The 13,239-nt window shown below is 32.0% G+C and carries 13 protein-coding genes; 7 read left to right on the top strand and 6 right to left on the bottom strand.

What is annotated here, in order from left to right:
• Positions 1-27: 27 nt before the first annotated feature.
• The 5 genes from ACQYZ7_RS13580 (at position 28) to ACQYZ7_RS13560 (ending at position 6,714) form a co-directional block, all read left to right on the top strand.
• Positions 28-498 (top strand): thermonuclease family protein, encoded by a 471-nt coding sequence (locus ACQYZ7_RS13580; RefSeq protein WP_430730267.1) that lies wholly within the window; start codon positions 28-30, stop codon positions 496-498.
• An 8-nt stretch (positions 499-506) separates the two neighbouring features.
• Positions 507-743, top strand: a complete 237-nt coding sequence (locus tag ACQYZ7_RS13575; RefSeq protein ID WP_115901044.1) for a hypothetical protein — start codon at positions 507-509, stop codon at positions 741-743.
• Between the two features lie 92 nt (positions 744-835).
• A complete protein-coding gene (locus ACQYZ7_RS13570; RefSeq protein WP_430730266.1) occupies positions 836-2,692 on the top strand; it encodes a DNA topoisomerase IV subunit B in 1,857 nt (618 codons plus the stop codon).
• A 438-nt stretch (positions 2,693-3,130) separates the two neighbouring features.
• Positions 3,131-5,848: a DNA gyrase/topoisomerase IV subunit A gene (locus ACQYZ7_RS13565; protein ID WP_430730265.1), complete on the top strand. Its 2,718-nt coding sequence runs from the start codon at positions 3,131-3,133 to the stop codon at positions 5,846-5,848.
• Positions 5,848-6,714, top strand: coding sequence for a mechanosensitive ion channel family protein (locus ACQYZ7_RS13560; RefSeq protein WP_430730264.1), 867 nt, complete (start codon positions 5,848-5,850; stop codon positions 6,712-6,714). Before ACQYZ7_RS13565 ends, ACQYZ7_RS13560 begins: the two co-directional genes overlap by 1 nt.
• An 11-nt stretch (positions 6,715-6,725) precedes the next feature.
• On the opposite strand, the gene ACQYZ7_RS13555 is transcribed toward ACQYZ7_RS13560, so the two are convergent.
• The 3 genes from ACQYZ7_RS13555 to ACQYZ7_RS13545 all read right to left on the bottom strand — a co-directional run bounded on the left by ACQYZ7_RS13555 (position 6,726) and on the right by ACQYZ7_RS13545 (position 8,882).
• Positions 6,726-7,688 carry a hypothetical protein gene (locus ACQYZ7_RS13555; RefSeq protein ID WP_430730263.1) on the bottom strand — a complete coding sequence of 321 codons (963 nt, stop codon included), beginning with the start codon at positions 7,686-7,688 and terminating at the stop codon, positions 6,726-6,728.
• A 147-nt stretch (positions 7,689-7,835) separates the two neighbouring features.
• Positions 7,836-8,147 carry a DUF6787 family protein gene (locus ACQYZ7_RS13550; RefSeq protein WP_430730262.1) on the bottom strand — a complete coding sequence of 104 codons (312 nt, stop codon included), beginning with the start codon at positions 8,145-8,147 and terminating at the stop codon, positions 7,836-7,838.
• An 84-nt stretch (positions 8,148-8,231) separates the two neighbouring features.
• A complete protein-coding gene (locus tag ACQYZ7_RS13545) occupies positions 8,232-8,882 on the bottom strand; it encodes a DUF937 domain-containing protein (RefSeq protein ID WP_430730261.1) in 651 nt (216 codons plus the stop codon).
• Positions 8,883-9,013: 131 nt separating this feature from the next.
• On the opposite strand from ACQYZ7_RS13545, the gene ACQYZ7_RS13540 reads away from it, so the two are divergent.
• Positions 9,014-10,339, top strand: coding sequence for a dicarboxylate/amino acid:cation symporter (locus ACQYZ7_RS13540; RefSeq protein WP_430730260.1), 1,326 nt, complete (start codon positions 9,014-9,016; stop codon positions 10,337-10,339).
• Between the two features lie 6 nt (positions 10,340-10,345).
• Positions 10,346-11,182: a sulfurtransferase gene (locus tag ACQYZ7_RS13535; protein WP_430730259.1), complete on the top strand. Its 837-nt coding sequence runs from the start codon at positions 10,346-10,348 to the stop codon at positions 11,180-11,182.
• A gap of 36 nt (positions 11,183-11,218) precedes the next feature.
• On the opposite strand, the gene ACQYZ7_RS13530 is transcribed toward ACQYZ7_RS13535, so the two are convergent.
• Genes ACQYZ7_RS13530 through ACQYZ7_RS13520 form a run of 3 tightly spaced genes read right to left on the bottom strand, consistent with a single transcriptional unit; the run spans position 11,219 to position 13,048 of the window.
• Entirely contained in the window at positions 11,219-11,731 is a 513-nt protein-coding gene (locus tag ACQYZ7_RS13530) for a hypothetical protein (RefSeq protein ID WP_430730258.1), read from the bottom strand.
• Positions 11,721-12,434 carry a DUF3307 domain-containing protein gene (locus tag ACQYZ7_RS13525; protein ID WP_430730257.1) on the bottom strand — a complete coding sequence of 238 codons (714 nt, stop codon included), beginning with the start codon at positions 12,432-12,434 and terminating at the stop codon, positions 11,721-11,723. Before ACQYZ7_RS13525 ends, ACQYZ7_RS13530 begins: the two co-directional genes overlap by 11 nt.
• Positions 12,431-13,048 (bottom strand): SatD family protein, encoded by a 618-nt coding sequence (locus ACQYZ7_RS13520; RefSeq protein WP_430730256.1) that lies wholly within the window; start codon positions 13,046-13,048, stop codon positions 12,431-12,433. The genes ACQYZ7_RS13525 and ACQYZ7_RS13520 overlap by 4 nt, the downstream gene beginning before the upstream one ends.
• Positions 13,049-13,239: the final 191 nt, after the last annotated feature.

Here is a 13,239-nt window from a genome sequence, read left to right as displayed (position 1 = left end):
AACAGTTTTATTCATACTAACTAAACTATGTACCTAAAAACAATACTATTATTTTTATTAGTAACTTTAACAGGAGTAAAAGTACCAAAAGAATTTAGTGCAAGAGTGATTGGGGTAGTAGACGGAGATACAGTAAAGGTACTATATCAAAACAAACCAATACATATAAGGTTAGAGCATATTGATTGTCCTGAAAAAGGACAGCCTTTTAGCACGAAAGCAAAACAATTTGTTTCCAACAAAATCTTTGGAAAAACAGTTAAAATAATCAACAAAGGAAAATGGCACTGGAACCGTTTAATTGCTGAAATATATTTTGATAATCATAAAAATGTCAATAAAAGCTTAGTAAAAAAAGGATTGGCAATGCACTTTAAAAAATATTCAAAAAGTAAAGAATATGCCCTGTTAGAAAGGAAAGCAAAACAACTTAAAATAGGTATGTGGTCATTACCTAATGTAATCACACCATGGCAATATAGAAAACAACCAAAATAACCAAACAAATGAAAAAAGTCATAATAATGCTACTATCAGTAAGTGTATTGGTGGCATTTCAAAAAGTAGAAGACAAAAAAGTGTATATCTGTAGTAGTGTAGCAAGCACAAAATATCACTTCAAAAAAAATTGTAGAGGGTTATCTCAATGTAAAACAACTATTAAAGAAAGTACAGAGAAAAAAGTAAGGAAATATGGAAGATTGCTCTGTAAATGGGAGAAAAAAGCATTAAAAAAGAAATAAAACGAACTCTGTTGATAACTATATTAACAGAGTTTTTTATTTTTTCTGCCGAAGTACTATTTTAGCACAGACTTCAATTCACACGATTTTTTATGACGCAGGAAACACAATATACCGAAGACAATATACGCTCGCTCGATTGGAAAGAACATATCCGTATGCGACCAGGGATGTATATTGGTAAACTTGGAGATGGATCATCACCAGACGACGGAATTTACATTTTGGTTAAAGAGGTTTTAGATAACTCTATTGACGAATTTGTCATGGGAGGAGGTAAAACCATCGAAGTTTCTGTACAAGGAAATAAAGTAATTGTACGAGATTATGGGCGTGGTATTCCACTAGGAAAAGTAGTGGATGTAGTTTCGAAGATGAATACAGGAGGAAAATACGATTCCAAAGCCTTTAAAAAGTCCGTAGGATTAAACGGAGTTGGTACCAAAGCAGTAAATGCGTTATCAACCTATTTTAGAGTAGAATCTAACCGTGACGGTAAATCAGCCTCAGCAGAATTTGAAAAAGGAAACTTAACAAATCAAGAGTTATTAGATGAAACATCACGCCGTAAAGGTACTAAGGTGACTTTTATAGCTGATGAAACCATCTTTAAGAATTACATGTATCGTCCTGAATACATTTCTAAATTATTAAAAAACTATGTGTACCTAAACCCAGGATTAACTATAGTTTTTAATGGAGAGAAATTTTATTCAGAAAACGGATTAAAAGATTTATTGGAAGACAACAACAATCAAGACGATATGTTGTATCCAATTATTCACTTACGAGGCGATGATATTGAGGTAGCGATAACCCATAGTAAAACACAATATTCAGAAGAATATCATTCGTTTGTAAACGGACAAAATACCACACAAGGAGGTACGCACTTAAATGCATTTAGAGAAGCCATAGTAAAAACAGTACGCGAGTTTTTTGGAAAGAACTTTGATGCTTCCGATGTACGTAAATCAATTATCTCTGCGATATCTATCAAGGTGATGGAACCTGTTTTTGAAAGTCAAACAAAGACGAAGTTAGGGTCTACCGAAATGGGAGGAGACTTACCAACCGTTCGTACGTATATTAATGATTTTGTTAAAACACAGCTAGATAATTACTTACATAAGAACACTGAAGTAGCTGATAAGCTTCAAAAGAAGATATTGCAAGCTGAAAAAGAACGTAAGGAATTATCGGGTATACGTAAATTAGCAAGAGATAGAGCAAAGAAGGCAAGTTTACATAATAAAAAACTACGTGATTGTCGCATCCATTTTGGAGACACAAAAAAAGAAAAATATTTAGACACTACATTATTCATTACCGAGGGAGACTCGGCAAGTGGATCGATAACTAAATCAAGAGACGTAAACACACAAGCAGTATTTAGTTTAAAAGGGAAACCGTTAAACTCATACGGGTTGTCAAAAAAAATCGTTTACGAAAATGAAGAGTTTAACCTGTTGCAAGCTGCTTTAAATATAGAAGACGGATTAGAAGACTTACGATATAACAACATTGTAATTGCTACCGATGCCGATGTAGATGGGATGCATATTCGTTTGTTATTAATTACTTTTTTCTTACAATTCTTTCCTGAGGTTATAAAAGAAGGACATTTATATATATTAGATACTCCATTATTTAGAGTTCGAAATAAAAAAGAAACGATTTATTGTTATTCAGAAGAAGAAAAGAAAGCAGCAATAGATAAACTAAGAGGAAAACCAGAAATAACTCGATTTAAAGGGTTAGGGGAGATTTCTCCTAATGAATTTGTCCATTTTATTGGAGACGATATTCGTTTAGATCCAATAATGTTAGACAAAGAAATGTCGATAGAACAAATGTTAGAGTTCTATATGGGTAAAAATACTCCAGACAGACAAAAGTTTATCATCAACAATCTAAAAGTTGAATTAGATATTGTAGAAGAAGCTTAAGATGAAAGAATTAAAGAAAGTAACTATAATAGTATCATTGATAATGATCCTCGCGTGTGTCTTAATGGTTTACTTTGGTAGTCCATCAAGTCAAAATTCATATATAGGAACATTATTAATGCTGATTATGGCTTTAGTATTAGGCTTATCTATCAAAACGACTAAAGAATAAAAAACATCAGATAAATAAATTAGCTTGTAACTAAGTACAAAAAAAATAATGGATAGAAATAGAAGAGCTAGAATATATTTATTAATAGCATTTTCAATTTTTTTAGTCAACGTATTTAACGTAGATTTTGACAATTTAAGTTGGGAGGCAAATAGGTCATCCTATATTAATATGTTAGCTGCATCCTTAGTTTGGATAGCTATTTTTTTACTAATCAAAAAGAAACAAACCAACTCTTAAACGAATAAACGTTTAAACATTCATACATGAGTGAAGAAAATAACAATTACGAACACGACGAAGAATTAAATAAGCCTCTTGAAAATACAGAAACCATAACCAAGGTTACGGGAATGTATAAAGAGTGGTTTTTAGATTATGCTTCATATGTAATTTTAGAACGTGCAGTACCATCAATGGAAGATGGGTTTAAACCCGTGCAACGTCGTATTATGCATTCAATGAAAGATTTAGATGATGGTCGCTATAATAAAGTAGCAAACATTGTTGGTCATACAATGCAGTACCACCCTCACGGAGATGCTTCAATTGCTGATGCTATGGTGCAAATGGGGCAAAAAGAACTGCTAATCGACATGCAAGGTAACTGGGGGAACATTTTAACAGGAGATCGTGCAGCAGCCTCTCGTTATATTGAAGCACGATTATCAAAATTCGCACTAGATGTTGTTTTCAATGCCAAAACCACTGAATGGCAAGCCTCGTATGATGGACGTAAAAAAGAACCTGTAAACTTACCTGTAAAGTTTCCTATGTTATTAGCGCAAGGAGCGGAAGGAATTGCAGTAGGACTTTCTACAAAAATATTACCGCATAACTTTAACGAGCTAATAGATGCATCTGTAAAATACTTAAAAGGAAGAAGTTTTACAATCATACCCGATTTTTTAACAGGAGGAATAGCAGATGTTACCAATTATAATGATGGTAAACGAGGAGGAAAAGTAAGAGTAAGAGCAAAAATTTCAGCACTCGATAAAAAAACATTAGTAATTACTGAGATCCCTTTTGGTACAACCACATCTTCTTTAATTGATAGTATTTTAAAAGCTAATGATAAAGGTAAAATTAAGATAAAACGTATTGAAGATAATACGGCAGCTAATGTTGAAATTTTAGTGCATTTACCAGCAAATGTATCACCCGATAAAACGATAGACGCATTGTATGCATTTACCAGTTGCGAAAACTCAATATCTCCGTTATGTTGTATTATTGAAGACAATAAGCCAGTGTTTATTGGAGTAACAGAAGTGTTAAAAAAGTCGACAGATTTTACAGTAGAGCTGCTAAAACGCGAATTAGAAATTCAATTACACGAGTTAGAAGAACAATGGCACTTTGCTTCTTTAGAGCGTATTTTTATTGAAAATAGAATTTACCGTGATATTGAAGAAGTAGAAACTTGGGAAGGAGTAATTAAAGCAATTGATGAAGGATTAAAACCTCATACCAAGCACTTAAAACGAGAAGTAACTGAAGAGGATATTGTTCGTTTAACAGAAATAAGAATTAAGAAAATATCTAAGTTCGATATTGATAAAGCGAAACAGTTTATTGAAGGTTTAGAGGAAAAAATAACTGAAGTTAAACATCATTTAGATAACCTAATTGATTTTGCTATAGATTATTTTAAAGAGTTAAAATCAAAATACGGAAAAGGAAAAGAGCGTAAAACTGAAATCCGAATTTTTGATGATATTGTAGCTACTAAAGTTGTAATGCGTAATTCTAAACTCTATGTAAATAGAGAAGAAGGGTTTATAGGTACATCATTAAAGAAAGACGAATATGTTACCGATTGTGCTGATATTGATGATGTTATTGTATTTAGAGATAATGGTTCAATGGTAGTGACGAAGGTAGACTCTAAAACCTTTGTAGGAAAAGGAATTATTCATGTTGCGATATTTAAGAAAAAAGATAAACGTACAGTTTACAACATGATATATAGAGATGGAGCAAAAGGATCTTCGTATATGAAGCGTTTTAATGTAACATCAGTAACTCGTGATAAGGAATACAACCTAGCAAATGAAGATACTAAATCAAAAGTACTTTATTTTACAGCCAATTCTAATGGTGAAGCTGAGGTAGTAACTATTTTACTCCGAGCAGTCGGAAGCGTTAAAAAATTGAAATGGGATATTGATTTTGCTGACTTAGCTATAAAAGGACGTGGAGTTCGCGGTAATTTAGTAACCAAATATTCAGTTAAAAAAGTAGAGTTTAAAGAGGCAGGAGTATCAACTTTAAAACCTAGGAAAATTTGGTTTGACGATACGGTACAACGTTTAAATGTTGACGGTAGAGGAGAGTTGTTAGGTGAGTTCAGAGCAGAAGATAAGATATTAATAGCTACACAATCAGGAAAGATAAAAGCAGTATCGCCAGATTTAGCGATGCATTTTGATAATGATATGATTGTGCTAGAAAAGTGGAAACCAAACAAGCCAATTTCAGCAATTTATTTCGACGGTACAAAAGAGCGTTATTTTGTAAAACGATTTTTAATTGAAACAACAGATAAAGAAGAGCTTTTTATATCAGAAGAAGAGAAATCAAAATTAGAAATCATAGCTACAGATTATCGTCCTATAGCTGAGGTGATTTTCTCAAAAAGAAGTTTAGACAAAATAGAGGTGAATTTTGAAGAGTTTATAGCAATTAAAGGAATTAAAGCTCAAGGAAATCAATTAACAACTGACAAAATAAAAACAGTAAACTTGTTAGAATCGTTACCTTATGAAGAACCAGAAGAAGAAAAGGTTGAAGATATTGAGGTAAACGATGAAGAAGAAATTAAAGAAGAAGAATCATTACCTTTGGATGTAGAAGATGCAAAACCTAAAGATAAAGAATTTGTGGAGTCTAAAGAAGATAAAGCAAAGAGAGCATTAGAAAAAGCACTTCAAAAGAAGAAAAAAGATAAAGATGACGAGAGTCAAACAGCATTATTTTAATGGATAAGCTTTTACCATATCGTTTTAATTTAGATACCTTTTTTGGTGCTTTAGGATACATTATAGTTGTATTTATAGTGTCTTGGGCTATTTCAAGATTGGCAAGAGCTATTATTTGGCAACTGATTAAAAGTAAAAAAGAAGATCGTTTTGGTAGAACAAGTATCCAGTTTTTACGCAATTCAGTATCATTTGTAATAGGCCTTTTAAGTGTTGTTTATGTAATTATGATGGTGCCTGCTTTTAGAAGTAAAGCAACGTTAATTTTTTCTGGAGCCGGTATTTTAGCAGCTATTATAGGTTTTGCTGCACAAGCAGCATTATCTAACTTAATAGCAGGAGCATTTATCGTAATATTTCGTCCATTTAGGGTAGGAGATTACATTAAATTAGATGAAGCACGTGTAGGAATTGTTGAAGATATAACGCTGAGACATACTGTAATAAATAACTTCGAAAATAAGCGACTCATTATACCAAACTCGGTAATTAGTACAGATTCTATTTTAAATCATACTATAGAAGACTCTCATGTGTTAAGTTTTAACAACTTTAAAATAGGGTTAAAGGCAGATATTGATTTAGCACGAAGAATTATACAAGAAGAAGCAGTTAAGTTACCAACTGTTATTGACTATCGTACGCCAGATCAGGTAATAGGTGATGTGCATCAAGTGGATGTTCGAGTTATTGATGTGTACACAGACCATATTCACATGCGTGCCTACGTATGGTTAAACGAACCTTTTCGAGAGTTTAAAACGAAATGTGCTTTAAAAGAAGCTGTACATAAGCGTTTTCTTAAAGAAGGTGTAGATTTACCAATACCAATCAATATTAATGAATTAATTAAAAGAGTAAACTAGTTTACCTTTTTTTAATATACTTCAAAAGTTTTAAATAAGTTTTTATCAGAAGGATTGGGAACTTCTGAGATTAATCCATAAATACCTTTTTCTAGTATAGCAGTAAAGTAAGCGGTATTACCAGTTGGCATATCATTCACTCCTCCTAAAAAAGTAACATCAGAAGGAGCAGGTTCAATTAACCCTTTTGGGTCAGCCCAATTCATCCAGTTTTCTAAGTTTTCGAGGTTAGTTTTACTTTGTAGTTTTACTAGGTTAATATCATGTCCTACAAAACTCTCATATACAACTTGATCTTTGAAGTGGACAGAAAAAGTACGTTTTCCTGCAAAAACCGAATCTTTTAAAACAATACCATCAACACTAGAAATAGTTATACTAGCATCTATTTTTGGTTCAGAGTTTCCTGAGTCTTTATCAGAAACAACAACATCTTTAACCATTCCCATAGATGTATGAAATACACCGTTGCTCATTTTTACATAACACTCTAACATGTAATTTCCTGGATTCAAATAAAGAGTTGTTTCTCCTGTTTTTTCTGGAGAAAGTAAACCGCTACCTCCCAAAAAAACAACTTCACTAAACCATTCAGGTAAATTAGCAAATTCAGCATATCCTTCTTTTGCTTTCCCTTCATTAATAAGCTTCATAGCTTCATCAAAAACAGGTGCAACATACTTTTTAGCATCTTCAGAATTTTTTCCTTCTGGGTATTTGTCAATAAGGAAAAAATGAGTTTGAGGAGACTTATTTATATAACGAAATGTATTCCAACCAGAGGGTATAGTATCAGACATTTGAAAATCCATACTTTCCGTAATAATTTCAATTACTTTTTTCTTTTTAATAACTTCTTTTTTGATTTCAGTATCACTATGAGTTTGCTTTTTCTCTTTTTTGCAAGATTGAAAGATTAAAACTGAACAACAAATAATTAAGAGAGCTAGAATCTCTTTTGGTAAAGTTTTCATATAGATAGTGTTTAGTTAGTAATTCTATTTTAAAACTAGAGAAGTAAAAGAGAGGAATTATTATTCATCTAATAATAATGCAAAAATAAACAATACTTTAGAGAAAGATAAAGGTAAATCACTGATTTTTAGATGTGTGGAAAGGGGTTAATTCGCTTTTTTAAACAAAAAGCTTAATCCTAAACGACTTAAGAATTTTTTTTCGAATTCCCAAAAGAATTTAAATTGACCAAAAAGCCATCCAACTAAAGGTAAAGTAGTTTGATAAATAGGAAAGATAAGAAAAACTCTTAAAGGGTAATATAACCACGGAGTCATAGTTTCAGGAGATAGCCCCAATAGGTTGGTAATAGGTCTAGCAACCCAAGCAGCAAAAGAACCGTTTATTGCGAAAACTATAAAAATGGCAGCTAAAGCCCAATTATTTTCTATGCCCCAACGTTGTTTTAGTTTCTCCATAAATACTAATATCGGGGCAAAAGTAGTCAAAAGAAAAAGGGCAAACAAATGTTTACCCTTTGATTATACTATAAATGGATAAAGTTATTTTTTTCCAAAAACACCACCTAGAAGCCCTCCTAAAAGCCCTCCTGATTTTTGTTGACTGCTACTAGCATTTCCTAAAATCATTCCAGCTACATCATCAACAATACTACCGTCGCCATCAGCATCCAATATTTGTTCTAAGAAACTTTGTTCTTTTTGAGTAGAGTTACCACCTAATAAACTTCCTAAAAGTCCGCTTAAATCATTTGAGTTATTTATATTTTTTTGACGAGATTGTTTACCTAATAGTCCCATTAAAATAGGTGCAGCAGTTTTTAAAATATTAGCAACAGCGCCAGTATCCATCCCAGCTTTTTGACCAATAACTTGTTCTACTCCTTGTTGCTTATTTCCTAAAACATGACCTAAAATCTTACCTCCATCTTGTAAAACATTAGAGTTAACTCCACCATTAAACAAGTCTCCTAAATTATCCAAAATCCCACCATCATGTTTATCTAATGCACTTTTTAAGCTTTCTGCACCTTGAGGTGTAGTAGCATTTCGTTGCATTGCTTTCATTAAAACAGGTAATGCCATTGTTAAAACACTACTAGTTTTATTAGTGTCTTGCCCCGTTGAGCCAGCAACACCAGATATAATTGCCTTTCCTGTGTCGCTATTTAATAAATCTAAAATTCCCGTCATTTTTTTATTTTAATAAGATTAGTACTTAGTTTCTAATAATGGGACACAAGATACAAACTGAAGGTCACTTTTTTTTAAATATTTCTTTATACCTTACGGCCAGTTAAAAAACCAATAGATTTATAGATTATATGAAGAAACTTGCACTACACTGGCAAATTTTAATAGGAATGATTTTAGGTATTTTATTTGGGTTAGGAATGACCTTTATAGATAATGGAGCATCATTTGTATCGGATTGGATAAAGCCTTTTGGAACAATTTTCGTGAAATTATTAAAATTAATAGCAGTACCATTAATTATTGCTTCTCTGGTAAAAGGGATATCTGATTTAAAAGACATTTCAAAATTTAAAAACATTGGTTTACGTACCATGTTAATATATGTAGGTACTACAGTAATAGCAATAACAGTAGGACTAGTATTGGTAAATGTTGTACAACCTGGAGAAGGAATATCTGAAGACACTATAGCTAAGTTAACAGCAGATTATGCAAATAGTGAAGGTGTACAAGCTAAAATAGCAGAGGCGAGTAAGCAAAGAGAAAGTGGACCACTTCAATTTTTAGAAGATATGGTTCCTGATAATGCAATGCAGGCAATGAGTAATAATAAAGCAATGTTACAGGTGATTTTCTTTACTATTTTCTTAGGAATATCAATGTTGTTGATAGGAGAGAAAAAGGCTAAACCATTAAAAAGCTTCTTTGATTCGTTAAATGAAGTTGTATTAAAAATGGTTGACCTAATAATGCTAACAGCTCCTTTTGCAGTATTTGCATTATTAGCAAATGTTGTAGTCACTTCTAATGACCCTGATTTATTGTTAGCTTTATTAAAATATGGATTAACAGTTATTGGAGGACTATTAATATTGATAGCTTTTTATATGTTTTTAATCAGTGTATTTACAAAAAAGAACCCTTTTTGGTTTTTACAACAGATAAGTCCAGCGCAACTATTAGCATTTTCAACAAGCTCAAGTGCGGCAACTTTACCTGTTACGATGGAGAGAGTAGAAGAGCATATTGGAGTAGATAAAGAAGTATCGAGTTTTGTATTGCCTGTTGGAGCTACTATTAATATGGATGGAACTAGTTTATATCAAGCTGTAGCAGCAGTATTTATATCACAAGCTTTAGGTTTCGATCTAACTTTTGTTGATCAACTAACAATTATTTTAACAGCGTTGTTGGCTTCAATAGGTTCAGCAGCTGTACCAGGAGCAGGGATGGTAATGTTAGTAATAGTATTGGAATCAGTTGGTTTTCCAGCAGATAAATTAGCAATAGGTTTAGCTTTAATTTTTGCAGTTGATAGACCGTTAGATATGTGTAGAACAGTAATTAATGTAACAGGTGATGCAACAGTTGCTACTTTAGTAGCTAAATCTGTAGGGAAATTAGGGAAGCCTCATCCACAAAATTGGAATGACCATTACAATGAAGTAAAATAAATTATAATGCTAAAAGTAGATTCACCTATAGTTTCTGTAGATTGGTTATACGATAACATAAATGCAGATAATTTAATAATTCTTGATGCAACTATTCAGAAAGTAGGAGCTAAAGCAGATAGTAAAAAGAAAAAAAAGCAGATTAAAAATGCTGTTTTTTTTGATTTAAAGAACACTTTTTTAGATACTGAAGGGAAATATCCAAATACAATTCCGTCAGAAAATCATTTTGAGAAAGAAGTACAGCAGTTAGGAATAAATAAAGATAGTTGTATAGTGGTATATGACGACTTAGGAGTGTATTCAGCTCCAAGAGCTTGGTGGTTGTTCAGAACATTTGGTTTCATAAATATTGCAGTTTTAAACGGAGGTTTTCTTGCTTGGGAAGAAGCTGGTTATACCATTGAGTCTAAAAAAGAAAGAGAATCAACTGTAGGAAATTTTGTAGCCAACCTTAATAAGGATAAAGTAAGTGAAACAGAGGAAGTATTAATAGCCTCTCATAATAAAAAAAATATTTTAGATGCTCGTTCTAAAGGAAGGTTCTATGCGACAGAACCTGAACCTAGGAAGGATTTAAGAGTGGGGCATATTCCTAATTCTAAAAGTTTACCTTATGTAGAATTACAAGTAGATGGGAAGATGAAATCAAAGGAAGAACTTCAAAAAATGTTTTCAGAAATAAACCCTAAAGAAGAAGAAATGATTTTTTCTTGTGGATCAGGGATCACAGCATGCATACTTGCTCTAGGTGCTGAAATATCTGAGAGAATAAACTACAGTGTATACGATGGTTCTTGGACAGAGTGGGCAAGTAGATTAGAGTTACCAGTTGAGAAATAAAAAGATAAAAAAAGCCTCTAATCAGAGGCTTTTTTATTATATCAGTTTTTTTACTTCTTGTTTTAAAAAGCCAATAGCGGTATTTGCAGGACTTTCTTGTTGTGAATAATCAATCAATACATTTTCTCGTAAATCTTTAGCAGTTTCAGATTCCTCTGCCGTAGAACGAAGTTTTGCAATAATAGCTAATTTAACAGCTGTAACAGCTTTCCAACTATCATCAGAAATATATAATTGTTGCACTAAATTATGTTCAAATTCCTGTTCTATATTAGCAATTAAAAGTTGTAGGTAATTATCAGTATCATCTCCAATTGGGTTAACTCTTAAAAGTAATTTTGAAGGATTGATACGCTCACAAAATAATAACATACGTTCATAAGCTTGTAGTTTTGTAGGTAAACTTTCACGTTTTTTTTCAACTAAAGCGTTGAATGTTTTTTCTTTATTATCTTGTTCAATAAAGCGGCCTAAAATTAGATAAGCTACACCGCCAGTTACTAATGCTGGTAGGGCATAAGCTAGCCCTTCAATAATTTTATCTTCCATAATGCGAATATACGAGTCCTGTTAAAATTGCCAATCCAAAACTTAATAAAGTTCCAATCAGTACATACTCGGTAAGCTTTCTGTCTTTTGATGCAGTTAAATCCCCAAACCTAAATATAGATTTTGCAGCGAGTAAAAAACCAACACCGGCCCATTGGTTAATTGCAATAAAAACAAAAATTAATAAGCGTTCTAAGAAACCAATATACTTACCTGCATTGGCTAACGATTGTTCTGTTGATTTATTACCTTTTTCAGGGTTCCATTTAGAAATTAATATGTTAATAATGATGGAAGATGTGTAGGTAACAAAAATTAAACAAGCAAAAAGTAATAAGTTTTGTTTACTTAAAAAGGTATTTATATTAATTTTATAAGGAGTGTATATATAGGTAGCAAGACCTAGAAAAAATAGATGTAAAGCTTGGTCTAAAAAGAAAAATAAACGTTTGTTTTTCTTCTTTTGAAGATATAGTTTTCCAAGATCAACCAGATAATGAGAAACAATTATAAGTAAAAAAACATTCCAATACTTAGAGTTGAATTGTAGAATTAGGAGTAATAAAATTGCGTGAAGACCTATATGGGCATAGAGTTTTGTGGATTTTATTTTCTTTTTCTCTTTGTTTTTTACCCAATTTTTAGGTTGAAACACAAAATCACCTAATAAATGGGCGACGAGTAGTTTTAAGAAGAGTATCATAAGTTGGTTCGTTTCTGATTCATAAGTTTTCTATAGCGTCTTTCTAGTTTGATGATTTCATCAAAACCAGAGCGTTTTCTTCGTTCGCTGGCACTGCTTTCTGAAATAGCTAGTTTTTTAGCAATTACTTTTTGGGTACACTCGGGGTTTTGTAAGGACATATTTACAAAAGCGGCTGAATTAGTTGTCCAGTTGTCCATTATTAATAAACTCAAACCCAAAGAAACCTCAAACTCTTCGTTAATATCTTTCCAAGGAGTTTTCAAGGCTAAATTCTGTTTTTTTAGTAAATGATCAAATGCATATCCAGAATTAATAAAAGCTTCACCATTGGCTTCGGTAATTTTTTCAGTATCAAAATTTTTATCACCAATACCAATAGCTAAACGAATGTCTAAATCTTTTATTTTCTTGACATTAGTTTTAAGTTCAATAGCAAAAAAGAGTGCTTCAGAAATATCTTCAATTTCAATTTGAAAACTGTCTCCGCGAAAAAGTTCCCATGTTTTAGGTGTTTCTCCAATAACGTTAAAAGACTTTTTCAATAAAGAAAGCCATGTTTCAGTAGGAACGCCTCTAGAATTAATAATATCACCAGTAATTACACTTGTCATGTATCTGAAATTTTAGTAAAAATAAGTTTTTAGGTTCAAAACACCAAATAATTCGGGTTTTAAAACGAATAACAAGTAATAAGGGTTTTAAGACGAATTTTGATTAATTCGGGTTGTGGGTAGAATTAATAGTAGCTAAAATTAGTGAATAAAAAAAGGCTAAGAATCTTTAAAAAACCTAAAAGATTGGT

This window comes from Tenacibaculum sp. SDUM215027 (assembly GCF_050566205.1).
GTDB lineage: Bacteria > Bacteroidota > Bacteroidia > Flavobacteriales > Flavobacteriaceae > Polaribacter.
The sequence above is the reverse complement of the archived record's forward strand: the minus strand, read 5'-3'. Positions and strand labels throughout refer to the sequence as shown.